Source organism: Alistipes sp. (assembly GCF_020026455.1).
GTDB lineage: Bacteria > Bacteroidota > Bacteroidia > Bacteroidales > Rikenellaceae > Alistipes.
The window spans coordinates 19,411-46,297 of sequence record NZ_JAHHQJ010000002.1; the positions used below are offsets into that span (position 1 = coordinate 19,411).

Below are 26,887 nucleotides of genomic sequence, written 5' to 3' on the forward strand. Positions count from 1 at the left end.
TTTTTCGGGCTGTGTTCAGGTTGTCAGGACCCGTTTCAGGCGGTCGAGGCCCTCGGCCAGCAACTGGCGCGGGCAGGCGATGTTCAGGCGGAGGAAGCCTTCGCCCGCGGCGCCGTAGATGGAGCCGGAGTTGACGTGCAGGCGGCCCGTCTCCAGCAGCCGTTCGGTGAGGGCGTCGGACGAAAGCCCCGCGGCCCGGCAGTCGGCCCAGACCAGATAGGTTCCTTCGAGCGGAAGCACCGGGAATTGGGGCAGGTGATGCGCGAAGTAGTCCCGCAGGAAGAGGTAGTTTTCCCACAGGTAGCCGGTGAGTGCGTCGAGCCACTCCGCGCCGTCCGTATAGGCCGCCGTCAGCGCCTCGATGGCGAAGGGGCTGATCATGCTCGTCTCGTTGATTGCCAGCGAGCGGGCGATGCGTTCCCGGAGGGCGGCGTCGGCGGCGAAGATGTTGGCGACCTGCACTCCCGCGAGGTTAAACGCCTTGCTGGGCGAGGTGCAGGTGACCGAACGGCGGGCGAACGCCTCCGAAAGCGAGGCGAAGGGTGTGTAGCGGAATCCCGGCATCACCAGTTCGCAGTGGATTTCGTCGGCCAGGACCAGGATGTCGTGGCGCAGGCAGATGTCGCCGATGCGGCGCAGCTCTTCGGGGCTCCAGACCCGTCCGGCGGGATTGTGCGGGTTGCAGAGCAGCATCAGTTTCACCGCAGGGTCGGCGGCCCGACGTTCCAGGGCGTCGAAATCGATCGTATAGCGGTTGTCGGCGTAGGTCAGCTCGCACTCCGCAGCGGTGCATCCGCTGTTGTCGATGGCGATGAAGAAGTGGTTGTAGACGGGCGTCAGCAGCAGCACTCCGTCTCCGGGGCGGGTCAGCGCCCGGAGAATGGCCGAAAGGGCCGGAATGACACCCGTCACGGGGAGGATCCAGTCCGCCCCGGGCGCCCAGCCGTGACGCCGGGAAAACCAGGATGTGACCGCCCCGTAGTAGCTGTCCGGAACCGTGGCGTAGCCGTAGATGCCGTGCTCCACCCGGCGGCGGAGCGCTTCGACAACGCACGGAGCCGTGCGGAAATCCATGTCGGCGACCCACATCGGAAGGATGTCGGATGCGGGTTCCTCGTCCCACTTCACCGAGTTGGTGCCCCGGCGCGGGATCAGTTGGTCGAAATCGTAGTGGGTCATATCGTCAGGTGCTTTTGAGACAAAGTTACGAAAAAGTCGGATTGTTGCAACCCCGGGCCGCATCGCATGCGGCAAAACCGCGGGCTATTTGCTCATGCGGTAGGAAGACGGGGTCATGCCCGTGTGGTTGCGGAAATACTTGCCGAAAAACGACTGGTTGGGGAAATTGAGGCAGTAGGCGATCTCCTGGATGCTCATCGTCGAATATTTCAGCAGGTTTTTGGCTTCGAGAACCACGTAGTCGTCGATCCATTCGGCGGCCGTGCGCCCCGAGGTCTTGCGGATGATCGTCGTGAGGTATTTGGGCGTCAGGTGCAGCTGCGCGGCGTAGAAACCCACCGAACGCTCCTGCATGTAATGTTTGGTCAGCTCGCTCATGAACTGGTTGAAATACTCGTCGTTGCGGCTGCGGACCGAGGTCTCGGGGGAGGATTGCGACTCGATGTGCCGCCCGATGATGCGGCAGACTTTGTAGGCCAGTGTGCGGATCATCGAGCGCAGGACCTCCGGCGAATAGACGTCGCCCGGGAGGGGCAGGCTCTCGGAGCGGATTTCGGCAAACGAGCCGGTGATGCCGGCCCATTCGGCTTCGCTGAGCTGCAGGCAGGGCTGTTTCTCGACACTCAGGAAAAGCCTCGAGAGCAGCTTGAGGTCGATGTTGATGCGCCGGATGAACTCCTCTTCGCAGATCACCACGTAGACCGAGGACTCCGGACGGATGGACTCGACCTGCAGGATCGAGCCCGGAAGAAGGACGAACAGCATCTTTTCGTCGAGCGTGTGGCGGCGCAGTCCCGAAGTGAACGAAATCGAACCTTCGGAACAAAAAAGGATCGCAAAGGCATCCAGACGCGCCGGGTAGCGGAACAGGTCGATATGGACCGTGTTCATGACATTGACGCGCGAAGCAATCAGGCATCCATCGAAATAGAGGTCTTCAGGGCGCGGTTCGTTGACGTTGAGCAGGGTGGCGAGCGAGAAATTCCGAATCTTCTTTTCGTCCATTATATTGGTCGTATTTTGGGCAAATATAGTGATTTTGCCGAATAGGATTTGTCGAAAGGTTGGAAATCGAACCAATCGACTAATAAAACCGACACGGCGGCCTTTACCGGAGAGAGCTAAAAGGGGAACTTTGCATCGAAAAATTGAAGATCCGATGAAACAAACTGTTTTCTGTGCCGCGCTGCTGCTGGTAGCCGGCTGTTCATCTCCGAAAAAGAACCGCACGGTGGATCCGTTGCGTGTGGAAACCATCGTGGCCGCGTCCTCGGCCGACGTCGGGGCGGCCCTCTATGTCGGGGCCATAGAAGAGGAGTCTTCGGCAGCCCTGAGCTTCCCCGTAGCCGGGACCGTCGCCCGCACCTTTGCGGAAGAGGGCCAGAGGGTGGCCAAAGGGCAGCTCCTGGCCGAGCTCGATCCCACGTCGGCTCGCCGCACGTTCGAGGCCGCCGAAGCCGCGCTGAATCAGGCGAAGGATGCCTGCGCGCGCTTGCGCCAGCTCTACGATGCCGAGAGTCTGCCCGAAATCAAGTGGGTCGAGGCGCAGACCCGCCTGAGGCAGGCCGAGTCGGCTTTCGGACTTGCGAAGAAGAATCTGGAGGACTGCTCGCTGTATGCTCCCTTTTCGGGGGTGGTCGGACAGCGGCGGATTTCGGCCGGGGAGACGGCTCTGCCGGGCGTTCCCGTGCTGACGCTGCTCGAGATCGGGCGCGTAAAGGTGCGCTTCTCGGTCCCCGAGCAGGAGATTGCCCGGCTGGGGGCCGACAGCCGGATCGGGGTGAGTGTCGCCGCACTCGGTGACCGGGTATTTGCGGCCGGGAAGATCGAAAAGGGCGCCGTGGCCAATCCCGCGGCCCACACCTACGACGTGCGCGCCACGCTGGACAACGCCGCAGGCGAATTGCTGCCGGGGATGGTGTGCCGCGTGAGGGTTTCACCCGCTGAGGCGGTCGAGGAGATCGCCGTTCCGATGCGCGCCGTGCAGCAGGCGGGCGACGGGAGCCGCTTCGTGTGGATCGTGCGCGGCGATTCCGTCGTGCGTGCGGCCGTTGCGACGGGGCGGCTGGTGGACAACGGCGTCGTGGTGACCGAAGGCGTCGCGGCGGGAGACCGCATCGTCGTGGACGGCATGCAGAAGATCGGAGCGGGCAGTAAAGTCGTATGGTGATGAAAAGTTCGAACAACGTAATAGCCTGGTCGATGCGCAATTTCCGCATCATCTTCCTGATCGTGGGCTGTCTGTTCCTGTTCGGGGTATATGCCCTGACGCGCATCCCCAAGCAGGAGTTCCCCGAGTACACGATTCGGCAGGGCGTTGTCGTGGGGGTCTATCCCGGGGCGACGGCCGAGGAGGTCGAGGAGCAGCTGGCCAAGCCGCTCGAACAGTTTCTGATGACCTACAAGGAGGTGAAGCGCGCCAAGACCACCTCCACGTCGCAGCATGGCATGTGCTACGTGATGGTCGAGCTGAACGGCAATGTGAACAACAAGGACGAGGTATGGTCGAAAGTCAAGCACGGGCTGGCGGCCTTCAAGATGCAGCTGCCCACAGGTGTGGTGGCCGTGGTGACCAACGACGATTTCGGCGACACCTCGGCGCTGCTCATCACCCTCGAATCGGACACGCGTTCCTACCGCGAACTGAAGGGATACATGGACGATTTGAGCGACCGGCTGCGCCGCATCGAGTCGGTCTCCAACCTGCGCCCCTACGGCGTGATGCAGGAGCAGATCTCGGTATATGTCGATCCGGCCCGCCTCGCGGCCTACGGCATCGGCGAGCAGGTGCTCTCCGCGGCGCTAGCCGCACAGGGGCTGACCCCGCTGGGCGGCTCGGTGAGCAACGACGAGACCGAGACCCCGATTCACATCGCCCCGGCGCTGGCCGGGGAGCGCGAGGTCGCCGAGCAGATCATCTGGAGCGATCCCGAAGGCCATGTGCTGCGGGTCAAGGATGTGGCGCGCGTCGTGCGTGAATACGATGATCCGGACAGCTATATCCGCAACAACGGACACCGATGTGTGCTGCTCTCGCTGGAGATGCAGCCCGGAAACAACATCGTGGAGTATGGCCGCGAGGTCGACGAGGTCTTGCACGCATTCATCGAGGAGGAACTGCCCGCCGACGTCAGCGTGCAGCGCATCGCCGACCAGGCCAAGGTCGTCGGCGACTCGGTGCACTCGTTCCTGCGCGACCTGTTCGTGGCCATGGCCATCATCATCGTCGTGATGATGCTCCTCTTCCCGCTGCGGTCGGCCATCGTCGCCGCGCTGACGATTCCGATGTCGACCTTCATATCGGTGGGCATGATGTATCTCTGCGGCATCCCGCTGAACACCGTGACGCTCGCCGCGCTGGTCGTCGTGCTGGGAATGATCGTCGACAACTCGATCGTGGTGATCGACGGTTATCTCGATTACCTCGGGCAGGGCTATTCGCGCTGGTATGCAGCCGTGGAGAGCGCCCGCGAATTCTTCCCCTCGCTGCTGCTGGCCACGATCTGCATCTGCATGATCTTCTATCCGATTCTCTTCACGATGACGGGCATGATGGGAGACTTCCTGACCTATTTCCCGTGGACGATCACCATTAACCTGATGGTGTCGCTGCTGCTGGCCGTGATGGTCATCCCGTTCCTCGAAATACTGATCATCCCCGCCGTGAACGTGCGCAGCGACGGGCGCAAGTCGTTCACCGATAGGGTGCACGACGTCTACAGCCGGGCGTTGGCATGGACCTTCCGCCACGGGTGGCCGACGATCGCCTTCGGCGCCGCCTCGGTGGTCATCTCGCTGCTGATCGCCACACAGCTCAAGTTCCGCATGGTGCCCTTCGCCGACCGGGATCAGTTTGCCGTGGAGATTTACCTGCGGCCCGACACCCCGCTGGAGCGCACCGGGGCCGTTGCCGACTCGGTCTACCGGGCTCTGCGTGCCGACGAACGGGTGAAATCGGTTACTTCGTTCGTGGGGTGCTCGTCGCCCCGCTTCCAGATGAGCTACGCGCCGCAGATTGCGGGCAAGAACTATGCGCAGTTCATCGTCAACACCACATCGGTAGGCGATACGGAGGCGATTCTCGACGAGTATGCCGACTCGTGGGCCGACCGCTTCCCCGAGGCTTATGTCAAGTTCAAGCAGCTCGACTACCAGAACGTGCCGTCGCTGGAGTTCCGCTTCTACGGCAGCGACATCGACTCGCTGCGCGCCGCGGCCGACCGGCTGATGGTCCGCATGAGGCAGATGCCCGAACTGCAATGGGTGCATGCCGATTACGAGGATCCGCGGGCCATCATCGACGTAAGGCTCGATCCTGTCACGGCGTCGCAGATGGGCATCACACGCACGGTAGTGGCCGCAAACATGGCTCTGGCATCGGGAGATGTGCCCGTGGCTTCGGTCTGGGAGGGCGACTACAAGCTCCCCGTAGTGCTCAAGAACGACACCCGGACGGGTGAACGCTCGCTGTCGGAGATCGGGGACACCTATGTCTCCTCGCCCGTGCCGGGGGTGAGTGTGCCCCTGCGGCAAATCGCCGACGTGGAGCCTGCATGGAGCCAGTCGAAGATCGTCCACCGCAACGGCATGCGCTGCATCACCGTGACGGCCGATCTGAAACGCGGCGCCAACGCGATGCGGATGACCTCGCGCATCAACCGGATGATCAACGAGCAGATTCCCCTTCCACCGGGGATTGAGACCGAGCTGGGCGGCGAGCACGAGTTCGATGCTGAGACGCTGCCGCCCATTGCCGCGGGGCTGGGCATCTCGCTGGTGATCATCTTCTTCTTCATCCTAGTCAACTTCCGGAAATTCGGCATCACGCTGGTCGTCATGGCTTCGATGTCGCTGTGTCTGTTCGGCGCGATGGTCGGGCTGTGGATCGCCGACTTCACCATCGGGTTGACCTCGGTGCTGGGCTTCATTACCCTGCTGGGCATGATCGTGCGGAACGTGATCCTGATGTATCAGCACGCCGAGGACAGACGCAAGATCTGCCACTGGTCGGGAAAACTGGCGGCTTACGACGCCGGAAAGCGCCGCATGGTCCCGATCTTCCTCACGACGGCAACAACGGCCGTGGGTGTCGTGCCGATGATGTTGGGCGGCAGTACGTTCTGGGCTCCCGTGGGTGTTACGATTTTTGCCGGAGGCATCGGCTCGCTGATCCTTGTGGTCACGATCCTTCCGGTTCTTTACTCCAAAATCTACAAGTGATGAAAAAGGCTCTCATCTTTCTGATTGTCTGCTGTGCAGCCCTCCCGGCCGGGGCGCAGACCCTGACCCTCGACGAATGCCGCGCGGCAGCCGCCGAAAACAACCGCACGCTCCGCAACGGCCGGTTCGACCTCGAAGCGGCCCTGCAAACGCGCCGCGAGGCGCTGACCAACTATTTTCCGCAGGTCTCGGCCACGGGTGGCGTTTTTCAGGCCCAGCACGGGCTGGTGCAGGCCGATTTCGGCATAACCCTCCCGAAGTTGGGGACGATGAGTCTGCCCCTGTCGCTGGCCAAGCGGGGGATTATGAGCGGAATCACGGCCGTGCAGCCCGTCTTTGCGGGTTTGAAGATCGTAAACGGCAACAAGCTTGCCCGGTTGGGCGAGGAGGTCGGGCAGCTGCAGCTGCGGAAGACCGAGTCGGAGGTGCGCGAGCAGACCGACACCTATTACTGGCAGGTCGTGTCGCTGCGCGAAAACCTTGCGACCATCGAGGCCGTGGAATGCCAGCTGAAGGAGATTCACCGTCAGGTCGAGCTCTCGGTCAAGGCCGGGTTGGTGACGACCAACGACCTGCTGCGCGTGGAGCTGCGTCAGCAGGAGATCGCCTCGACGCGTCTGAAGGTCGAAAACGGACTGAAGGTGTCGAAGATGCTGCTGGCACAGCATATCGGCGTTGACTGGCACGGTTTCGACGTGGCGGCGGCGGAGTTCGGCGAGCCCGAGGCTCCCGCGGAGTTTTACGTGTCGACAGAGGAGGCGCTGGACAACCGGGTCGAGTATCAGCTCACCGAGAAGAATGTCGAGGCCCAGAAGTACCGGAAGCGCATGGAGCGCGGCAAACGGCTGCCGACGGTGGGCGTCGGGGCCAGCTACCTCTACTACAACGTGACGGACAAGGATGTCGACGGAGGGATGGTTTTCGCCCAGGTGTCGGTCCCGATTTCCGACTGGTGGGGTGGGGCGCACGCTCTGAAGCAGGCCCGCATCCGGGAGCAGCAGGCCGAGAACGACCGCGAGCAGGCCCGCGAGATGCTGGCCGTGGAGATCGAGCGGACGTGGAGCGAGGTGCAGGAGTCCTATGCGCAGATCCTGCTGACGCGGCGTTCCGTATCGTCGGCCACCGAAAACCTGCGGCAGAACCGCAATTTCTACCAGGCAGGGACGGCGCCGCTCACCGACCTGCTGGACGCCGAGACGCTCTACACCCGGAGCCGCAACGACTTCACGTCAGCATGCGCCGCTTACAGGACGTCGCTGGCTCGTTACATGCGTGTGACGGGGCGATAGGGGCAGGCAGCTGCAAAGGCGGGCGTCCGATCGGTCTCGGGCGCCCGCCTTTGCGCTTTTTCCAGGGCGGTTCGGGTAAAGGCGCTCGCAAGGGAGCTTTCGGAGCGGTCTCCCGCGACGGTTTGCGGGGCCGTGGACGGGAGGTGAAGCAGGTTTTTGAGGGGGATTTGCTGCGTCCGGGCGGCATTCTGATCTTCGAGCATTCGAAAAAGATGAATTTTTCGGATTTTGAGGAGTTCTGGCAATTAAGGAGTTACGGGAGTGTTCAATTTTCTTTTTTCAAAAAAGTGTGAAAAAGCCTTCGAATCGCTTGTTGATTCAAAAAAATGCGCTATATTTGCACTCGCAATAACCGGAATGGTGCGTTAGTTCAGCTGGTTAGAATACGTGCCTGTCACGCACGGGGTCAGGGGTTCGAGTCCCCTACGCACCGCACCAAAGGGTGTAAATCAAGTAGTTACGAGATTTATACCCTTTTTTCATACCCAAAAATCAAGGGCAAAGAAATAAAGTGAAATATTTTCTTCTGAAAAACTGAAAGCCTGCCCGACAGGCTGATTCTTTGATTGTACGCCCGACGTTTAACTGTACTTCTTGAAATTCTCTGCCTGCTCGAAAATCGCTTTGAACACCTTATCATTGGTTGCCGGAGGATAACCATATCGGGCAAGAAGCAGTATCAAATCCATCTTCAATTTAGCTTTGATGTCCTTTTGGTTCGCCCAATCCGTATATTGGGACTTGTCATCGACAATTTTCCTGATCTCAGCCGAAAGTGCCAACAACTTGTCTTCGGGATACTCGAAGTTGAACTGCCGGGCTATCGCCTTCAGAATATCATAAAAAGCCTTCTCTTCAAAGGTGATGCCGAGCGAGAGGAATGATTTCTTCTCTGCATTGATATCACGAAGCAAGTCCGCCATCTGACTGGCGACCTCTGTAATCACATCATCGACAAAAACAGCACTGTCGCTACGGTCATTATAGCGCGAGACAAGGTCATTGAGTCGTTTTGAAAAATCTATCCCCTGCATCTTGTTGACTTTCTTAAATTCGGTGATGACCATCTTCAAGAGCCGCTCCATCAACTTGACTTTGGTGTTGGGCAACAAAATATGAGCACCACGAGATTACAATTCGATAAAAAATACAGTTCGAAGTTATGAATAGTAGATGCTCCATTGCTTGATTTAGCAAAATTTTGTTATATTTGCTTTACTATTAGGTTTTCACACCTAAAGCGAGATGTTAAATTAAAAGTGTTCGCGCTGTCCTTGATTGATGATGTGACGATTTTCGACGAAAAGAAAGGATATGGCTGCATATCCCTGATTTAGTTATGGGCGGGTATAATCTGCAGTCTCTATCCCATATCTATAATTTAGGGGCAGGTATTGCAACGGTCCTTCTTTTGAAGTTCGCTACAGCATCCTATCAGATAGACGAATCGGCTCCACGCTTTTTTGTATGTAATGAACTTACCGCATCCGGGAGTCGAGCGGTAAAATTGATGGCAGCAAATTGATTGCCAAGTAAGTTTACCATGCGAGAACCTGTACGTTGTCCCTCTCTGCTTGCTATATGTCTGAGTATGGCTTTGTTTTGCGGATGCTCTTCCTCTCTGAACGAAAATAACCTGCCGCCTTACGATGCCGATGGTTTGCTTGCCGCATCGCAGCTGGAGACGTTTTATCAGGCGGAACAGCCCTCTTCAATTCGCATCTATGTTGAATCTTCGGGTAGCATGAATGGATTGTTTCGGCGCAATGAGCCGACTGCGTTCAAGCGCAGCATGTCTGCGATTCTGGAGCACACTCCGATTAAAAATATCTTGTCGGCGGTAGAAGTCTTTGACAATAATGGGTTGAAAACGACCTCCTATCCAGCTGCGCTTTTTCGGGAAAAGATGAATCAAGGCGCGTTGGTTTCCCAAGCATCGACGGTCGTTCCGAATATGATAGATCGGATTTTGGGCGACATGGACAGCACTTATTGCGATGTGGCCATTATGGTCTCCGACATGAAATATTCTCCGATCGGGCAAGGATATGCGACAAAAATGGATCAATACGAGATTGATGTCAAATCCCGTTTTTCTGATCGGACGCAATTGGCAGTTTGCATGATTGGCTGTGAATCTGACTTCTTATCCGCAAATGGGAAATTGCTCTGTGACGAATTCCCGTATTATCTGATTATTATGGGAGATTCCCACAAAGTGGCATGGGTGCGAAATGAAATATTGGATGCATGCTCAGATGCCGGTCGGGTGATGGGTATGTTGGAATTCAATATGGATTATGGAAGTCCTCGATATACGGCGCTCCCAGGCTCGGCGATGGGAATGGCTCAGAATAATAGTGAACTATTGAGCAAATACGCTACGGAGCACTGCTCTTCCTTCACGGCATTTGATTCGTCCATGCAACCGGCAGAAGTGGTTTTGGCTGTCGATTACGGATACCTTCCGGCAGACATACTCAACACTCTGGATGCAAGTCGTTTTGAGGTAACATCTTATTTGAATGATATCAAGACCTCTGTTTCCATTTTACCGAATTATAGACCGTCCATCAATGGCGAGCTCGTGGACAAACTGCATCCCAACATCTATTTGAGATTATCCATGAATGGACTCAATACATTTGAGAGTGATGTTGTATTGATCCGCCTGGTCGATGGCTCAGCTCCCGATACCGGGTGGGTGAGCAAATACTATGAAGCCAAAGCAGAATCTGATTTGCCTAAAACTCTCTCGCTCGATGCATTCGTCAAAGGTCTGTGTGCTGCATATCCCGATACCGATCATCTGCAGAAGACACCGATGTCGTTATTTGTAACAAAGAAAATCTAAATAAAACCGAACCATGTTTTTTCTTTACAAATGGATGCTCCAAGTATTCGGATGGGTAACTTGGGGCAGAGATGAGGCTGAGCCGATTCGTTTGGCCATTAGTGGGTTCAAAAGCCTGTTCCAGAATGTCGGTGTCAATGTGGCTGCCTTCGTACTGATCATTTTGACCCTGATGCTGGCGTGTTACTACTATTTCGGGTGGACAAAACATTCATCGTCCCGAGTGTCATTCCGCTACCGACGCAAATGGTGGCTATTGTGGCTGATTGCTACATCCATCGTGATAGCCTTAGCTACCTATGGCATTATGTATGGCTTCATGTCCTTCAGCATGTCCAATTTATCCATGGTGTCCGGACAAAGCAAAATGTATCTGGCTGTTTCCTTTTGCAATTTTATCTATGCATTGGTATTGTTCTTTGGTCTTTCGATTCTTTTTTCGAAGGCTTTTTCCAAATACACCAATGCGTCATGTACCCCGTTTTAAACCGTAGGACCTATGACATACAATACAACTGTTCCGGCACGAACAAATACGATGCACGTCATCTGCATCGGAGGTAGCGGATTGCGTGTGCTCCGCTCTTTGGTCATGTTGTTGGCTTCGGGATATGATATCCCCGGATACAAAATCAAGCCTTACATCGTAGATCCACACTTGCAGTCCGACGACCTGAAGTTTGCAACCGATCTTGTCACATTATACCAGAGAATCTATTCGCAAAGCAATATTGGATTCCTGCAGGTTCCTTTGATTATCGAGAACCTGGATGAACTCAATGTCATGAAGGTTGACACGACAATCAATCAGAGCTTTGGTCAGTTTATCGGCTATGAACGGATCAACGTTCATGAGAGTCCCCGACGGATAATTGACGTGTTGTACAACTCGAAGAATCTCGATAAATCCATGAGCGTCGGCTTCAAGGGTAGTCCGAATGTCGGAAGCGTGGTCTTTCAGGATTTCATTTGTAGCAAGTGGTTTCAATCATATTGCTCGAGTCTGACGCAGAATGACCGGATTATCTTGATCGGTTCGTTGTTCGGAGGTACTGGTGCTTCTGGAATCCCTGCAATCGCGAAGGAATTGAACCGCAAGGCCGGAGGTGTGCCTATTGCCGCTATTACACTGACTCCGTATTTCCGGTTGAGCATCCCCGAGGAGGGGGCAGAAGATAAGGAGATTGACTCGAATATATTCAATACCAAATCGTTGGCAGCTCTGAATTACTATAAAGAATGCAATCCCGAAGTTGATACGTTCTATGTGCTGGGAGACACTCAACCTTCACAGAAAACCTATCACTACGACGAACGTCAGCAAGGCAACATGGCCCACTTTGTCGAATTGACTGCAGCAACGGCCATTAAGGACTTTGCATTGGCCGAACTGGATAAGAATAACAAGAAGCCCAAGTGGAAGATGTTTTTTACCAAAGACCTGCATCCGACCATTCAGTTTGGAGACTGTGTCGATAGCATGAAAGATGTGCTGGAGGCCTTGGCGAATTTCTATGCTTTTAGCAAATTCTATTTACAAATGCGCCACGATAATCAATATCCGTTCAATCGCAAGGTTTATCAAAAGGGGAAACTAAGTCAAAATCTCATGGATAAGCTAGCTGCTCTTGATGAGTTGATTTTCTCTGAAGATACGGCTCGAGACTCGTTCGTCCGCTGGCTCGGAGAATTACGCGATAATGAGCGATCATTTGCGCCGGTCAATACAGCTGACATTCTCTCGCCCGACGGGCAACTGTCGTTTTATCGTTTCTGTCCGAAGAATGCCAATCCGGTGTATAACGGAACAGAGAAACTTCACAAAACGCACATGTCTGATTATTATTTGGCGATCAGCAATAGGAGCCGAAAAGCAGAACATCTATCCGACCAAACCGAAGATATTGCCAAGTTCCTCAATACGTGTTATCTGGGGATACGCGACGTAAACAGCAAATAATCCAAAACCGTTGAATTATGCTCCTGAGATCTGAAATCATATCTGAAAATAAGGAAGGAAACAAATCAGGCTGGATTGCCCATGATTTTACCTCCGACAAAGGTTTCTTCAATGCCGTCGAGAGCGGTTTGGCTCTCAATGCCATGCCCACGCCCTATGCCCGGGCAGAAGTGGTCAAGCAAGCGTTCGAGTCAATGCTTTTTTCCGGAGGTTTTGGACAAGCAGGTTATGCTTACCAGCAACTGGTATCCGACACGCTCGACATTTTGGAAATTCTGTTCAATTACGAATTGTATCAGGATGTTATCCGAATCGAACACAGCACGATTGATGCATTGAAAAAAGGCTTGCCTTTGAGCAATACCGTAATAGACAACAATAATAGGATCATATCGGAATCCTTGCTGGGCCGGGCCTTGGATACTTGTAAGTTGGCCGAAGATATTTATTTTGTCATCTATGAGGATCAGGGTCGCTCGCTGACTTTGGCCATGTCTTCTCCGCAGACTTTATTCGTAACGTCGAGTCGACTGGACCGCAATATTGACTCCCGTAATGAATATGACCTGAAATTACCTCGTCGCAATTCGAATGGTGCCTATTTTTTTCAAGACCCTGTTCCGGTATGTGATCGAGAGAGAATCTTTCAGGATTACCTCTACCACATGCTTTGTATTTATCGAGGAATCTGGAGCCAAACAGCGTTGGGGGCATTCCTTGATCGGGAATTCGGGGGAGGACGGACTGATTCGTTCGATTCCAAAACGGTTGAGCCGCTGTATGACAGTGCAAGGGCAGAGGTACGGATTCCCCTGGGGTTGAAAAATGCCGGTGAATTGCGCCTGCTTCGCAATAATCGGCCACAGGCTGCAGCCCTGATTAATGATTATGCCGTATCAGTCGGTTTTAATCTGAACAAGGACCGATTCCTGACTATCCCGGACAAGGAAGATGTGCTGTTGCCTCTCAACCTTGCCTCGCTGTCCCGAGTCGGAGATCCGGGAATCGTGGACGGCATTCGGATGGAATATAACCGAGTGACCATGGGCGATTACAGTCATGATCTCAAAAGTGAGATCAAGAAAGTGGAGTTGCCGGCATTTGACATGGGCGTATATCCGTTCTTCAGGTATCCGGAAGAGTATGTGACGGAGCGTGTTGTCACATATAATGTCATATTAGCTTACGAATTCAAGAATCGATTACCCGAGGATGCTTTTGAACTGACCTTCTACCGGCAGAATGCGGGGAACATCGAGCCGCTGTGGATTTATACCCGCGATGAATACAAGGATCGGACGCAGGGTGCCAAGATTGGTGTGGTCAGGGAAATTCGTACGGATGAAAAATCTGCCGGATTGAATCTGAGAACCATTCATTACTCGGTTGTAGGCAGTAATTTCGATTATATTCAGGTCAAGTACAAAGTAGGGGATACCGAACGATCGGGCGTATTGAAACCCAAATTTGAAGTGCCATTAACCAATGACAAGGAGATGTGTTTTGCTGTTGACTTTGGTACAACCTCAACTTTTGTGGCTGCATGTACGGGAGACGAGGCTCCGACTGCGCTGACAACCGCGGATGAGTCGATGGTCTTTCTGCATGGAAACCATGATCCCAACAATCATTCGAAGATTCACCGTTATGTGCAGTATGCCAATGCTGCTAACGAACGAGAGAAAGCTTTGGCCAGATTGGTGCCTTTGATTCGAAGCGAGTTTATCCCCTCGTCGATTGATGGGGAAACTTATCGGTTTCCGACACGAACGGCTGTCTCTTGCTCCAAGACCAAATTGCCCGAGGACATATTCGAGGATGCCAATATCGCCTTTACTTATGACCGTGAGCAGAGCCGCGGGGACAACAGATATACGACCGACATCAAGTGGAGTTCGGAGAATAATTTGTGCACCCGATTATACATTCGGGAGTTGATTCGCATCTGTGTGATTCATGCCATTGGGAAGGGTTGCAGGAAGGGGAAAGTGCAATTCCGCTACTTTTATCCGTTGGCAATGACACGTGATACGCTCAACGAAATCCACGATGTATGGGAAGAAGGATGCAAGGAATTCGGATTAAGTGGCTGCACCAAGAGTATGACCGAGTCGCTGGCTCCTTATTATGCTGTCGACAAACGCAATGCGGAGTGTGTCGTATCAATTGATATTGGTGGAGGCAGTGTCGATATAGCGGTATTCAGAGACAGTAAACCGCAATTTGCCATGTCGTCACTTTTCGGATGCGATGTCCTGTGGGGAAGTGGCCGTGGTGTTGAATCAAACGACAAGTCCAATCCGCTTTATCGTCGTTTGAAAGATACAATGACCAAACGGGTCAAGGAGAAAAACAATCCGGAGTTGGAAACTATCAACGAAGCCATAACGGCTGATGGCGAAAAGTATTCGTCGGTGGAAATCATGAACTTCTGGTTGACCAATGAAGAAACGTTCCGAGTATCGGCCGAGTTGCGTAAGAGCGAGAACACTCCGATATATATCGGTCATTTCTACGCCTTGCTCTACCATATTGCACAAACCATGAAATTCAAGGGTATGGCTATTCCGGTGGAGATTACATTGAGCGGCAATGGCAGCAAGTATTTAGGGTATATCAGACGGGAATTGCCGATTATTGCAGTTGCGGCATTTGGTGATGTGTACGGCGAACAGCCTGCTTCGATCAGTGTAACCTTACCCGACGATGGGCACTTTGCCGGTAAGGAGATGACTGCATACGGAGGTCTTCGTTCCCGCAAAATGCAATATTTCATTGAGGGTGAAATCGAAAACTTTATCTACCTTGGAGCAAGAACTGATGTGGATAATCAGAAGTGCCTCGATGCTGTCGATGAGCTGGTTATCAGGAATTCAACATTACAGGAAGAACTGGTGAACTCAATATGCGCCAATGTCATTGCCATGCAGAACGGGTTCAAGAAATTGCTCAATAAATTCAAATGCGATTGTAGCGGATTTGAATCCACGGAAAAGGAATATCGCACCGATTTGAAGGAGGTTGTTGAACATCTTGCATCCGGGAAACTGTACGTGAAGGGCAAACGTGTTTACAGTACGTTATTCTTCATTCCGGTTCGTCACATGATTTTCAAATTGGAGGAGGCTATCCAACGCAATGATTGATCTTTGACGGGGAGACTCTTGATACGAAAGCCTCCCCGTTATTGTCAGATGATTTAGGCTATTGAATATGGATATTCTGCAACTCATATTAAGCAACAGTTTCACTGTTTTTGTACTGATAGTTATATGGCTTCTTCAGCTGTATTTCCATAAGACGACTAAGAACGCCATTCGAAAAATACGGAAAATTTTCCCTCCGGAGGGACACGAGATCGGAGGAACGGAGGATGTCGCACAGATTGTGGCGACCAAAGGCTCGACAGTCTATCGGCAAATCTGTACTCAAATCAATAAATATATCGACAAGAATCGGGATAATATTGATTTGGGAATAATGAAAGATACGACCAACCGTATCACCGATAAGGAGTTCGAAGAGGCTACCTCGCGGATAGCATTCCCGATGTATATCGGATTGATGGGTACCTATTTAGGTGTTGGATGCGGTCTCGGTGGGTTGGTCTATTCGATGGTCACCAATAACGAAGACCATATGTTCGACGCCGAAGGAATCGCGGTGTTTATCTTCGGTGTCATTGTTGCCATGGCGACGAGTTTTATTGGGCTGTACTACACGACTGTCAACAATAAACGAGCCGCTGCAACCTCTGCTCTATTGGAAAGTCAGAAGGATGCCTTTTTCAATTTTCTTCAGACCAGCATCTTGCCTCAATTGCCATCAACATTGGCGCAGACGCTAAAAGAGGAATTACAACGATCGATAGGTGCTCTTGGAACGACGATCGGAGCGTTGAATACGACCGTAAAAAGCTTGAATACCGAGCTGAAGGCAACATTCGAAGGAATTACTCGTGAATTCGGGTCCAATCTTGCCAGGAATCTGGGTGGAATCCAGCAAGCCATAGCCGTGCTTGCTCAAGGAGCGTCGACCTATTCCGAGTTGATGCGTCGCCAGGACGAGGTACTGGATAAACTCAATAACGCTGCGTTCAATAAGACCTTAACCAATATTGCAAAGACTGCAGAGAAGTGTGTCGGATTGGGAGATGTACTGGATGAGGTCGATCGGAAAGCCGAGGAACTGTCGACACGGCAGGAGGTTGCCATGTCTAATCAGGCCGCGATACTTGATGCCCAAAAGGCATTGGTCGAGAGCCAAACGTTGAGTCGGGAGAGCCTTGTCAAACTGGAGGAGGATCTTGGTCGTGCTATCACCGAGACACAGCAAACACTTAACAATATCACACTGGAGTCGCAGGAGAAGCTCAATGGGCTGGTGGCTCAACCCCGTCAGATGTTTGAATACATACAAAGCGTTCTCGATCAATTCAAACGTATTGAGAAGTTTGTTGAATCGTTTACAGCCAATGAATTTGACAGCAACGAAGGCCGTATCCAATATATCGAAGCCCAAATTAGGGCCATGGAGCAAGCCCAGCAAACAGTCAAGGATTATTTGGGCTTGGCTGAAAGCGGACTGCAGAAATATTTGGGGAGCCAGATGGAGACCATTACCGCAAGTGCTCAGCATTTTATCGCCTCTTGGAATGATGTGTTCAATGAGATGGTTGTAAACGGGCAGGAGAATCCGATTGGGTATCTGCGTCAGCTTGCCGATATGAATGCTAAACTGGACACGATCAGTACGAAGATCTCTCCGGCGGATGGCCGTCAGCTCTATGGCTACCTGGAGCAAATCAAGTCCTCGTTGGATAACCTGTCTGCAAACATGAGATATCGGAACTCCTCTTCCAAAGGATCCGGAAATACCACAACGATGTCGGCGCAAGTCCATATTCCGAAATCGTCAAAGCCCTGGTATCGACGGGCCTTTTCGAGGAAAAGATAGGGATAACCCATGAAGAAAAATAATTCCAAGGAGTTTTTCTGGCCCAGTTATGTCGATGTGATGACAAACTTATTTGCCATCACGCTCGTCTTGTTCGTCGTCTCATTCTTCCTTTTCAAAAATTATAACAAGAAACTCACGGATGCAGTCAGTGAACTGACTGTGCTGAAAGAGGAGTATCAACGCATCCAGGATATGAATACGGCGTTGCAATCTTTGGATAGCAACTCATATTTCCAGTATAATGCAAAATATCAAAAGCACATTCTGAGAATTCATTTCGAGTATCTTGTCGATCAATATGAATTGCCGTCGGGATTGAGTAACAAGGATGTGGTCTCGAAGATAGCGGAGGTGGGAAAAAGTGTTATCAAGACGATTGACGATATCCGAATCAAATACATTGAGGGTAAGGATAACCGATTTACAATCAAATTCCTGATAGTCATCGAGGGACAAGCATCCAGAAGTGGTGCAGAACAGCATAATGCCGTGTTGAGCTACTTGCGCGCGCTTTCCCTCCGGGAGTATTGGCTGAATCCGGCCAACAACGTTGCCTATGGCGGTCTTTCATTCACGAGTCCGGAATTGCGATGTGAATTGATCGTATCGGGAAGCGGGGTATTTGGATCCCCTCGTGAACCGGACTACATCGAAGGTAAGGTTAATCCGGCCAATCAGCGTTTTTTGGTTCACATCGTCCCTGTTATTGACTGGAATAGCAACGACCAGATATGAGATATATCCTGACCGCAATCGTTTTGTTATGCACGGCATGTTCTCCCTATGAAGAAGTGGTGGAGGTGATGTCTGGCAACACGCTCGTATTATCTTCCGGAATACGAATCCGAATGTCCAATGTGCTCAATTCGCGTTGGAACTATGATTTTCTATGTGAAAATATTGTATGGCAGGATGTGATTTTTACGGCCGATGCTATTGCCGGAGACACTGAAAATGCGACTGTTTGGGGGATGCTTTATACGGCCGACGGCACGTGTATTAATGATATGCTGGAAAAAGAGTTGCCGCCCAGCTCTACTCCAACTCCGCCAGATTTGCCCCCAGTATCAGAAGAATCGTCAGGAGAATCGGAAACTCCACCGGATACGGAGATTCCGGCGAAGCCAACCATGCCCCAATCCATTTCCGACCGCGAGTGGCATAAACCCAATATCAAAAGCACGAAAGATATTTCGCAAATCTATTCTTATGTGATTGATGTTTTCAAATCATACGACATAGATTATATGCCGCATATACCGGTGCATGTTATTCCTAGACCGCAAATGTTGGCCGAATCGGGGAGCCCGTCTGCTGTTGGGTTGGCCTACACAACATCCTATGACGATGGCGATCTGGTTTTTGAGATCCATGTCATTGAGGGGCTTTCAAAACTCGATTTTGCCGAGGTTCTTGGTCATGAGATGATGCACACATGGATCAATCAAAATGGGATTGAGATAAAAAAAGAGGCCGATTTGGAGGGCTTGTGCAATTATGCATCCTATTTGGTGCTCTCCTCCGTGGATACGGATTACTCGGCATCATTAATTAAGCGTATGATGCAGAATCCCGATCCGGTATATGGTGTGGGATTCAGAAATGTCAAATGCGAGGTCGATCAAATCGGTTTGGATAACTACTTGTCCCGTTTGAGGCGGAGCATATGACATGACTATCCCGTCGCACAATTCCGGAGGAGACTTCGTTTATTCCGTTTGATTGCGGGCCTCTTCCAATCGAAACCATCACCGGCGAATATAAAGATTGGGTTAGATAGACCTTGGGGGCGCAAGAGATGGCAGGGGAGTGACAGGTGGGGGCGGCCCCTCGGAGAGGCCAATAAAAACCCCCGATGTTGCGGGAACATCGGGGGAGGATAGCGGGTGTCGTCCTGATGACGACTTGGAATTACTCGTTCTGCAAGGGGAAGACGAACTCTTTTTCAGGGTAGCTGCCTTGGGCCGGAAGGTCGAGGGCAGCTTCGGGATGCGTCTTCTTGTACTTGGTGGCCCAGTTCCAAATCATGCTTACATCCTCGGTGATGTTGCCGTCCATGTCGCGCTTCTTGCCGTTGCAAGGATAGTAGAGCAACAGACCTTCATCCTCGGGGTTGACCATCTTCCAAACGTAGTTCTTCACCTGCTGCTCGGTACGGGGCGAATCCCAGAAACGGACCTCGCGGATGTATTGGTTTTTACCCGAAATCCAGAATCCGATCAGACCGTAAGCCCCCGAACGAATCTCCTGCTCGGCCACCAGACCGCCATTGACATAGATGCGGTGGAATTTACCGTCATAGACGATCGAAATCATATACCAGGTGTTGGGTTGGGCGGCGAACAGCTTCTTGTCGACATCGATCTGCGACGAACCGGTCTTGATTTGGAACTGGTTGGGCTCGATGGTCACGTCACCGAAACGGGTGTAAATTTCGTCGTGGGGACCGGCGTTTTCTACCAGCTTGGTGCCGGCAATGGCCATATTGTTTTGGAAGTATTCATCCCGGTTGATCATGAACTCCAGGGTCCAGTAGTCAACCTTGAAATCGTTGGGGAACATCTGCGCATTCTCGGAGTCGCTGCCGTTGAACCGAAGTACCTTGGTGCGGGTCAGTTTCTCAAGAATGATGATGCCTTCGTTCGAGCCGGGGATAGCTGCGACACTACCGCCCGAAACGCTCACGGGTAAGGCATACTCTCCTTTCATCGAGAAACGGATATCCTTGAGCGTCACTGGCAGTATCTGCTTGGTTACCGACGCCTTAAACTCCATTTCGGAGGGAATATCATACATTTCGGGGGGCAACATCAGATAGGAAGTGCCATTGGCTGCATTGTAGCGGTCAAGTTGTTCCTGGCTACCGGCCGTAAGCGATACGAAGTTATTCGTCTCTCCCTTCTGTGAGAGTCCTATCTTGATATCCTTGAGGTGATACTCCTTGTTTTCCTCGACGAAGATCTGGATAGGACCTTCGGTGTCGATGTAGGCACCCTGGTCTGCCACAAAATCCTCCAAAGGATTGTTGTATAACTCATTTTGACAGGCCGTAAGCGCCATGACTCCGGCTGCCAATGTCATCAATATCTTTTTCATGATTCGTGTTCAAATAGATTTTAACTGTTACTGGAAATTGCCGGGATATTCCTGGTTGCCGACATAGAGTGCCAGGCGCAACCACTTGTATTCGGGGCTGTTCTTGAAGTCGTACTCCATGTGGTAGGTACCCACACCGCCAATACGCTTTCCACTGGGGAGATCCATGCAGGCGTAGTCCAACAACTGTACGGACTGGCTGAGATTGATGTACTTCTTCAAGTCTTCGTTGGCAGGTCGGTAGCCGACCTTACCGCCCTGGCGCCACAATTGCTCGAACTCCACCGTGATGATGGTCTTGCGTTCCCACTCGTCAAGATGGGGATGGTTGATCTTACTCTTCACGGCTTGATGGCTCCCCTCCCAGTATGCCTGGTAGATGTAGTGGTCGAGCATCTTCGATGTTTCGGTATCGGCACAGTAAGGTTCGCCGTCCATTACGAGCAACATGGGGCGACCGTTGCGTTCGGGAGTCTTCTCGAACTCGTCGAAACGGTCGCGCAGGGTCTTGATGAACCAGTAAGCCTCGGTATTATACTTATCCTCGCCGATAGATGAGCGGCTTGCTGATGTAGCCAGCGAACCGCTGTGACCATAGCCGGGCTCCCAGTCGATATCGAACCCGTCGAGGTTGTACTTCACCACGGTGTCGGCGATGGCATGGGCATAAAGTTTGGCAGCCTCGTTGGCGATATCTTTGAACCCTCCCGTAGCTCCATTTTTCTTGGCCAACTCATGCCAGTAGGTGTTCATGTCTTCGCCTTCGGGAGTGATGGCCGAGCCGATGTCCTGACAAATCCAGCAGAGCAGCGCCTGACCGCCCTTGACATCCTGGAAGAACTTCAGGTCTGCCTTCTGCTCCTTCGAGAGGTTGCCGCGAGTTCCCCACAACGATACGAAATCGACGCTGTCGGGCAGCATCTTCAGGTAGTTTTGTGCATTGGTACCCTTGCCAGTCCAGTTACCGTACCAGCCGAAGCCCTTCACGTGGGGCGAGGGCCGGTACTCCTCGCGCAACTTCTTGTAGAATTCGCGCTGTTTGGGGGTCAGATCCTCTTCCGACTGTGCCTCGATGAGCGGGATATAACGGCTTATCTGCTCCTGCCCGGGGAATGTCTCGCGTTCTATTTCGGTCCAATCCGAGCAGGATACGGCTCCGAGGGACATCATACCGAACAATATATATTGATGCAATTTCATAGTGTCAAGATGATTTAGTGTTTAGTAAGTTGTTAGTTCTGCTTCGGACGGTCGCTACGCACCCACCAGAGTTTGGTGCCGCCTTCGTCGGGACCTCCCAGCAGTTCGGTCACTCTCTGCATGTTGGGGTTGGTAGAGTACTCTTTGGGCGAATAAATAAAACGCTCGGGAGTGCGGATCGACTTGTCGCTATTGATTTTGCGGCTGAAATCCACCAGATTGTTGGCCAGGAAGGGATAGCCTGTACGGCGGTACTCGGTCCAAGCCTCGATGGCGTTAGGGTAGAGTGCCAGGTACTTCTGGGTGATAATCTGCTGCAGGTGTTTTTCCTCGGAACTCTCGCTGCTCCACTTGGGGGATACGTTGCCTTCGTTGATATTCGAGTTATAGTATCCGTTGCCATAAACGTAAGTGGGGTTATCGAAGTCGGTGTTCGAGAGCTTGGGAATACGAACATTCTGCTGGTTGAGGTATCTGTTGGCTTCGCCATCGACTCCCCACTCCTTCAACGACATCCTGACTCCCTGTTCGTAGAACGACTGTGCGTCGCCATCGGTCAAGTTGTAAAGAGCAGCCTCGGCCTTGAGGAAGAACGTTTCCGAAGCACGGAACCAGTAGATGGGGCTCTTCGGCTCGAAATTAGGCTTTGATGCGAATTCAGGAGAGTTTTTACCCTCGGCCTTCCCTTCGTTGTTTGAAGGACATACACAGAAAAACTCTTCCCGATTTCTCCACACCCCCTTGGTGTAATACTTTTCGATGCGGGGATCGTTGTAGCCCTTGAGGTAGTGCCAGGCGGTTGCTCCCATCCGCTCCTCGTTGTAGTCGATGATGGCGATGAAGGGGTTGAGCAGGGGGAAGGCTCCGGAGTCGCCCAGGCGGGCCTCGTCTTCCATGCTCTCGATGACACCTCCGTTTTCCGGAGCAAGAGCCTTTTCGATATACTGGCGTGCCAGATCCTTGTCGACGAAGTGGGTGCGGACGGCAAGGCGCAACATCAGCGAGTTGGCGAACTTGGTCCACTTCTGGGGATCACCGGCGTAAATCATGTCGGCATTGGCCATGATGCGTGCGGTAGCGGCATTGAGGGTCTTCGAAATCTTTTCGAGATCGGCGAGCATCGCCTTGTAGACGGTCTCCTGCGAATCGAGCTTCGGAGCGATGTCTCCGTTGCCGGCATTGGTGTAGACCATGGGACCGAAAACATCGGTGGTACGCAGCCAGCCGGCGATCTTGATCAGGTCGAAAAGAGCCACGACATTCTGGTCGGCAACGTCGGTCGATTCGCGCAGGGGAGCAATGGTGGTCCAGATGCTGTAAAGGCGTGCGTAGAGGATCTCCAGCGCGTAGTCCATGCGGTTGGGCTTGAAGTCCCAGGTAGCCTCCGTTCCGAAGCCCCAGTTGTTGTTCATGCCGAAGTAGCCAATGTAGCTGCCCGACGACATGACGTCGGTAACACCCAAATCGTTACCCGGGCCGGTCGTCTGTGCGGGGCTGCCGATCGGAATGACGTATTTCTGGATTTCGGTCAGCTTGGTCTGATAGAGCAGGGTGCCCAGTTCCTTGTCGGTGACGCCGGTGGTACTCTTGTTGATGTCTTCGAAGTCATCGCAAGAGATGCCTGCAACAGCCACGGCGAGGACCAAAAAATATTTTGTGATTTTCATGATCTGCTAAGTTTCAGGTTCGTTGTTGTTAGAATGAGAACTTCAGGCTGAAGCCGTAGGTGCGGTTGCTGGGGTTCATGAAGTAGTCGAGCCCCTGACCGTAGGTGCCGGTGGCTGCGGTCAACTCGGGATCGAACGGCGCCTTGTTGTATATCATCCAGAGGTTGGTGCCGTAGAACGACAGGGTGACATTCTTCAGCACGTTGCGGAACCACCGGTTGGGGAAGGTGTAGCCGAAGGTCAGCTCCTGCAGGCGGACGTTGGTCGCCGAATATACGTGGTAGGCGTCCAGACCGTGTACGGTGTCGTAGAAGTCCTTGGGCTCCATCTTGATGTTGCCCAGCATGACGTAGCCCAGGTCGCGGGCGTCGGCCGAAGCCTTCGACACACCGAAGTAGTCCATGTAGTCCTGGGTGTGGGAGATCGCATGGCCGCCGATGCGGGCCGTGAACAGCGCATTGAGGTGGAAGCCCTTGTAGCTGAAGCCGTTTCTCCAGCCCAGATTCCACTTGGGATTCACGGTGCCGATTTTGTAGGGATCGGTGGTCTCGAGGTTGATTTTCTGACCGGGGGTGTAGGCGATGTAGCCCTCCTCGTCGCGTGCCACGCGGCGCTCGTCGTACATGTCGCCGATCTGACCGCCCTCGCGCAGACGGAAACGGCCCATCTTGATGTCGCTGAGGTCCATGATTTCGCCCGTGACGGGGTTCTTCACGTTCGATGCCAGCTTCTTGATCTCGTTCTTGTTGGTGGTGGCGGTGAAGGTGGTGTTGTAGTTGAACTTGCCCCAGGTCTTGTCGAAGCCCAAAGTCATCTCAAGACCGCAGTTCTGCACGTTGCCCGCCTGGAAGTACATGTACTTGTAGCCCGACGAAATCGGCAGGTCGGCCTTCAGCAACTGGTTGAGGGTGTTCGAGTGGTAGTAGGTCACGCTCAAGGTCACCATGCTGTTGAACCAGCGGGAGTCGAAACCTACCTCCCACGAACGGGTGCGTTCCGGCTTGAAGTTATCCAGCGGATAGAACTCGAAGGGCTTGATGGCTCCGCCCTCGATCTCGTGGGTCACGGTGCCGGGGGTAAGACCCGTGAAGGGAATGGGAGAACCCACCTCGGTGTAGGAACCGCGAACCTTGAAGAAGGTCAGCGTCCTGGCCATCCGCTCCTTCCAGGAGGAGGGCAGCAGCTCGGTGACGATGGCCGAAAGGCCTACCGAGGGATAGAGCACCCACTCGTTCTTGGCGTTGACCAGCTGCGAAGGCCTGTCGGCACGGCCCGTGAGGGTGAGGTAGAGGGCTGCGTTCCACGACAACTCGGCCGACAGGAACGAGGCAAGTTGTTTGGTACGGCTGTTGCCGCCGGTTTGCGATGCCTCGGCCAGACCGTGGTTGACGTTGCCCCAGGTGAAGACATTGGGCAGGGTGAGCAGCTCGCCGCCAAAGCCGTGTCCTTTGGTGTCGTACTCCTCGAACGAAACTCCGGCATTGATGGTCGCGTGGTATTTCTCGGCGAACTGCTTGTCGAAGTTCAGCATGATGTCGGCATACTTCTGGCGGTAGATCTCGCTGGTGTACTTGTAACGGCCCTTCTCCGCGGCAAAGGTCTTCACCGTGGAGGCATAGCGCTTGTCCTCGCTTTCGGTGTAGGTATTGTCCATACGCACACGGGTCGTGAGGTTCAGGCAATCGATAATCTGCCACTTCAGGCTACCGGTAATCATGTAGCGGTCCTTGGTCACGGGGCGGATGTTGCGGTACATGATCCAGTAGGGGTTCTGCACGTCGAGACCCATCGAGCCGGGGCCCCAGACCTGACGGTTATAGCCCACCTCCGCATCGTAGCGCTCGAAATAGCGTTCCGAGGCGAAGTTCATGCCTCGCGGATAGAGATACACGCCGACGATGGGGTTGAAGTAACGTCCCGACGATACCATGTTGTTGGAGAACTCGCGCACGTAGTTGGCGCTCAGGTCGAGGGTCAGCTTGTCCTTGACCATCCTGGCGGTGTTGCGGAACGTCACGTTGTAGCGGTGGTACTTGTTGTTCTCGACGTTGCCCTCCGCATTGACGGCCGAAGCCGAGAAATAGGTCTGGTTCTTCTCCGTACCGGCCGAGAGGTTCACCGAGTTGTTGAAGGTGACTCCGGTCTGGAAAAAGTCCACGGGGGCAAAGCCGCTGGAAGGCTGCCGGTCTCCCCAGGAGGTGTACTGGCCTGCGAGGTTGCCGTAGGTGTTCTGGAACTCGGGCAGGATGTAGGGATTCGACATCTCCACGGCGGTCGAGAAATTGACTTTCAGATCGCCCTCCTTACCTTTCTTGGTGTTGATCAGAATCACACCGTTGGCGGCGTTTGCACCGTAAAGAGCGGCAGCCGAAGGTCCGGTCAGCACCGAGATGGATTCGATGTCGTCGGGGTTGAAGTTGGCGATACCCTCGCCCGATGCCGGGGATTCGAACGTCGAACCGTCGCCCTCGCGGTCGGCCTGGTTGCCGATGGGGACACCGTCGATCACATACAATACGTTGTTGCTGCCGGCAATGGACTTGTTGCCTCGCATGACGACTCGCGTTGCGCCGCCCACACCGCTGGAGCTCTTCGAGATGTTGACGCCGGCAACCTTGCCGTTCAGCGAGTTCATGAAGTTGGCGTCCTTGGCGCTGATGATATCGTCGGCACCGACTTTCTGCACATTGTACGAGAGGGCCTTCTCCGAACGCTTGATACCCAGTGCGGTGACAACCACGGCGTCGACCGATGTTGCGGCGTCCTGCAGTGTGAAGTCGATGCGCGTGCGGGTGCCGACCGCCTGTGCCACGGTCTCGTAGCCGAGGTAGCTGGCCTCCAGCTCCTTGGCGTTGGCAGGGCCGGGGACGGTGATTTCGTAGTTGCCGTCGATGTCGGTGGTGGTTCCGATGGTGGTACCCTTCACCAGCACGCTCGCTCCGACGATGGGCATGTTGTTGCCGTCGACGATGCGGCCTAAGACTTTGACGGGTTCGTTCGACAGCTGCTTCAGGATGATGTTGGTGCCCGTAATGGTATAAGCGATGTCGAACTGGGCAAATATTTTGTTCAGAACCGAGTGCAGGGGTTCGTTGTCGGCGTTGACGCTGCACGAATGTTGCAGATCCAGATTCTCGTGGTGGATGAAAAGATACTTGGTCTGCTTTTCGATATCATTCATTACCTGCTCCAGAGAGACATTGGATTTGTTCAGTGTCACTTTGACATTCTGACCCATTACCATGTCGGGGACGAATGTCGCTACAAAGGCGAACAGGCATGTAAACAGCATTTTTATTTGCTGAATACTCTTTTTATTCATAATTTTACGGTTAAAAGTCATTAAAAATCATTTTGGATGTAGTTTTTAGTGGCCCGGGGTTGCGAGTGGTTGAGATTCGCAACCTCTTTTTTATCCACGGTTTGTTGGGCTCATCGGGTTGGCGTGTTACATAGGCTTCTC

General features: G+C 53.4%; 17 protein-coding genes, 1 tRNA gene and 1 pseudogene. 12 read left to right on the forward strand and 7 right to left on the reverse strand.

Annotated features, from left to right (window positions below):
• Positions 1 to 15 precede the first annotated feature (15 nt).
• On the reverse strand, positions 16 to 1,179 hold the full coding sequence (locus tag QZ460_RS01370; protein ID WP_290539795.1) for a MalY/PatB family protein: 1,164 nt from the start codon (positions 1,177 to 1,179) through the stop codon (positions 16 to 18).
• Between the two features lie 84 nt (positions 1,180 to 1,263).
• Positions 1,264 to 2,184: a helix-turn-helix domain-containing protein gene (locus QZ460_RS01375; RefSeq protein WP_290539796.1), complete on the reverse strand. Its 921-nt coding sequence runs from the start codon at positions 2,182 to 2,184 to the stop codon at positions 1,264 to 1,266.
• Between the two features lie 154 nt (positions 2,185 to 2,338).
• Between QZ460_RS01375 and QZ460_RS01380 the strand changes: the two genes are divergently transcribed.
• The 5 genes and pseudogenes from QZ460_RS01380 (at position 2,339) to QZ460_RS01395 (ending at position 8,121) form a co-directional block, all read left to right on the forward strand.
• Positions 2,339 to 3,349: an efflux RND transporter periplasmic adaptor subunit gene (locus QZ460_RS01380; protein WP_290539797.1), complete on the forward strand. Its 1,011-nt coding sequence runs from the start codon at positions 2,339 to 2,341 to the stop codon at positions 3,347 to 3,349.
• Positions 3,349 to 6,399, forward strand: coding sequence for an efflux RND transporter permease subunit (locus QZ460_RS01385; RefSeq protein ID WP_290539798.1), 3,051 nt, complete (start codon positions 3,349 to 3,351; stop codon positions 6,397 to 6,399). Before QZ460_RS01380 ends, QZ460_RS01385 begins: the two co-directional genes overlap by 1 nt.
• Positions 6,399 to 7,688, forward strand: coding sequence for a TolC family protein (locus QZ460_RS01390; protein ID WP_290539799.1), 1,290 nt, complete (start codon positions 6,399 to 6,401; stop codon positions 7,686 to 7,688). The genes QZ460_RS01385 and QZ460_RS01390 overlap by 1 nt, the downstream gene beginning before the upstream one ends.
• 137 nt (positions 7,689 to 7,825) lie before the next feature.
• Positions 7,826 to 7,981 (forward strand): annotated as a pseudogene (locus tag QZ460_RS10195) (16S rRNA (guanine(966)-N(2))-methyltransferase RsmD); the annotation flags it as partial.
• A gap of 66 nt (positions 7,982 to 8,047) precedes the next feature.
• A tRNA-Asp gene (locus QZ460_RS01395) sits at positions 8,048 to 8,121 on the forward strand.
• Between the two features lie 148 nt (positions 8,122 to 8,269).
• Here the strand turns inward: QZ460_RS01395 and QZ460_RS01400 are convergent.
• Positions 8,270 to 8,800: a type I restriction enzyme endonuclease domain-containing protein gene (locus tag QZ460_RS01400; protein WP_366934979.1), complete on the reverse strand. Its 531-nt coding sequence runs from the start codon at positions 8,798 to 8,800 to the stop codon at positions 8,270 to 8,272.
• 479 nt (positions 8,801 to 9,279) lie between these two features.
• Here QZ460_RS01400 and QZ460_RS01405 point away from each other — a divergent pair, with 479 nt between their 5' ends.
• The 7 genes from QZ460_RS01405 (at position 9,280) to QZ460_RS01435 (ending at position 19,131) form a co-directional block, all read left to right on the forward strand.
• A complete protein-coding gene (locus QZ460_RS01405; protein WP_290539800.1) occupies positions 9,280 to 10,542 on the forward strand; it encodes a hypothetical protein in 1,263 nt (420 codons plus the stop codon).
• A 13-nt stretch (positions 10,543 to 10,555) separates the two neighbouring features.
• The gene (locus QZ460_RS01410) at positions 10,556 to 11,029 is read left to right on the forward strand and encodes a hypothetical protein (RefSeq protein WP_290539801.1); all 474 of its coding nucleotides are present in this window, start codon (positions 10,556 to 10,558) and stop codon (positions 11,027 to 11,029) included.
• 12 nt (positions 11,030 to 11,041) lie between these two features.
• Positions 11,042 to 12,502, forward strand: coding sequence for a hypothetical protein (locus tag QZ460_RS01415; protein WP_290539802.1), 1,461 nt, complete (start codon positions 11,042 to 11,044; stop codon positions 12,500 to 12,502).
• Between the two features lie 17 nt (positions 12,503 to 12,519).
• On the forward strand, positions 12,520 to 15,648 hold the full coding sequence (locus QZ460_RS01420) for a hypothetical protein (RefSeq protein WP_290539803.1): 3,129 nt from the start codon (positions 12,520 to 12,522) through the stop codon (positions 15,646 to 15,648).
• A 67-nt stretch (positions 15,649 to 15,715) separates the two neighbouring features.
• Positions 15,716 to 17,458, forward strand: a complete 1,743-nt coding sequence (locus QZ460_RS01425) for a hypothetical protein (RefSeq protein WP_290539804.1) — start codon at positions 15,716 to 15,718, stop codon at positions 17,456 to 17,458.
• Positions 17,459 to 17,467: 9 nt separating this feature from the next.
• Entirely contained in the window at positions 17,468 to 18,196 is a 729-nt protein-coding gene (locus tag QZ460_RS01430) for a hypothetical protein (RefSeq protein ID WP_290539805.1), read from the forward strand.
• A complete protein-coding gene (locus QZ460_RS01435; RefSeq protein ID WP_290539806.1) occupies positions 18,193 to 19,131 on the forward strand; it encodes a protein DA1 in 939 nt (312 codons plus the stop codon). Before QZ460_RS01430 ends, QZ460_RS01435 begins: the two co-directional genes overlap by 4 nt.
• A gap of 241 nt (positions 19,132 to 19,372) precedes the next feature.
• On the opposite strand, the gene QZ460_RS01440 is transcribed toward QZ460_RS01435, so the two are convergent.
• The 4 genes from QZ460_RS01440 to QZ460_RS01455 are packed head-to-tail and all read right to left on the reverse strand — an operon-like array spanning position 19,373 to position 26,746.
• On the reverse strand, positions 19,373 to 20,557 hold the full coding sequence (locus QZ460_RS01440; protein WP_290539807.1) for a DUF1735 domain-containing protein: 1,185 nt from the start codon (positions 20,555 to 20,557) through the stop codon (positions 19,373 to 19,375).
• 27 nt (positions 20,558 to 20,584) lie between these two features.
• Positions 20,585 to 21,757: a glycoside hydrolase family 18 gene (locus QZ460_RS01445; protein ID WP_290539808.1), complete on the reverse strand. Its 1,173-nt coding sequence runs from the start codon at positions 21,755 to 21,757 to the stop codon at positions 20,585 to 20,587.
• Positions 21,758 to 21,789: 32 nt separating this feature from the next.
• On the reverse strand, positions 21,790 to 23,424 hold the full coding sequence (locus QZ460_RS01450) for a SusD/RagB family nutrient-binding outer membrane lipoprotein (protein ID WP_290539809.1): 1,635 nt from the start codon (positions 23,422 to 23,424) through the stop codon (positions 21,790 to 21,792).
• Between the two features lie 28 nt (positions 23,425 to 23,452).
• A complete protein-coding gene (locus tag QZ460_RS01455) occupies positions 23,453 to 26,746 on the reverse strand; it encodes a SusC/RagA family TonB-linked outer membrane protein (RefSeq protein WP_290539810.1) in 3,294 nt (1,097 codons plus the stop codon).
• Between the last annotated feature and the right edge of the window lie 141 nt (positions 26,747 to 26,887).

What these genes read in the sequence shown, in the direction of transcription:
- QZ460_RS01370 (WP_290539795.1), bottom strand. Translation starts at nt 1,179, where the DNA reads ATGACCCACTACGATTTCGACCAACTGATCCCGCGCCGGGGCACCAAC.
- QZ460_RS01375 (WP_290539796.1), bottom strand. Translation starts at nt 2,184, where the DNA reads ATGGACGAAAAGAAGATTCGGAATTTCTCGCTCGCCACCCTGCTCAAC.
- QZ460_RS01380 (WP_290539797.1), top strand. Translation starts at nt 2,339, where the DNA reads ATGAAACAAACTGTTTTCTGTGCCGCGCTGCTGCTGGTAGCCGGCTGT.
- QZ460_RS01385 (WP_290539798.1), top strand. Translation starts at nt 3,349, where the DNA reads ATGAAAAGTTCGAACAACGTAATAGCCTGGTCGATGCGCAATTTCCGC.
- QZ460_RS01390 (WP_290539799.1), top strand. Translation starts at nt 6,399, where the DNA reads ATGAAAAAGGCTCTCATCTTTCTGATTGTCTGCTGTGCAGCCCTCCCG.
- QZ460_RS01405 (WP_290539800.1), top strand. Translation starts at nt 9,280, where the DNA reads ATGGCTTTGTTTTGCGGATGCTCTTCCTCTCTGAACGAAAATAACCTG.
- QZ460_RS01410 (WP_290539801.1), top strand. Translation starts at nt 10,556, where the DNA reads ATGTTTTTTCTTTACAAATGGATGCTCCAAGTATTCGGATGGGTAACT.
- QZ460_RS01415 (WP_290539802.1), top strand. Translation starts at nt 11,042, where the DNA reads ATGACATACAATACAACTGTTCCGGCACGAACAAATACGATGCACGTC.
- QZ460_RS01420 (WP_290539803.1), top strand. Translation starts at nt 12,520, where the DNA reads ATGCTCCTGAGATCTGAAATCATATCTGAAAATAAGGAAGGAAACAAA.
- QZ460_RS01425 (WP_290539804.1), top strand. Translation starts at nt 15,716, where the DNA reads ATGGATATTCTGCAACTCATATTAAGCAACAGTTTCACTGTTTTTGTA.
- QZ460_RS01430 (WP_290539805.1), top strand. Translation starts at nt 17,468, where the DNA reads ATGAAGAAAAATAATTCCAAGGAGTTTTTCTGGCCCAGTTATGTCGAT.
- QZ460_RS01435 (WP_290539806.1), top strand. Translation starts at nt 18,193, where the DNA reads ATGAGATATATCCTGACCGCAATCGTTTTGTTATGCACGGCATGTTCT.
- QZ460_RS01440 (WP_290539807.1), bottom strand. Translation starts at nt 20,557, where the DNA reads ATGAAAAAGATATTGATGACATTGGCAGCCGGAGTCATGGCGCTTACG.
- QZ460_RS01445 (WP_290539808.1), bottom strand. Translation starts at nt 21,757, where the DNA reads ATGAAATTGCATCAATATATATTGTTCGGTATGATGTCCCTCGGAGCC.
- QZ460_RS01450 (WP_290539809.1), bottom strand. Translation starts at nt 23,424, where the DNA reads ATGAAAATCACAAAATATTTTTTGGTCCTCGCCGTGGCTGTTGCAGGC.
- QZ460_RS01455 (WP_290539810.1), bottom strand. Translation starts at nt 26,746, where the DNA reads ATGAATAAAAAGAGTATTCAGCAAATAAAAATGCTGTTTACATGCCTG.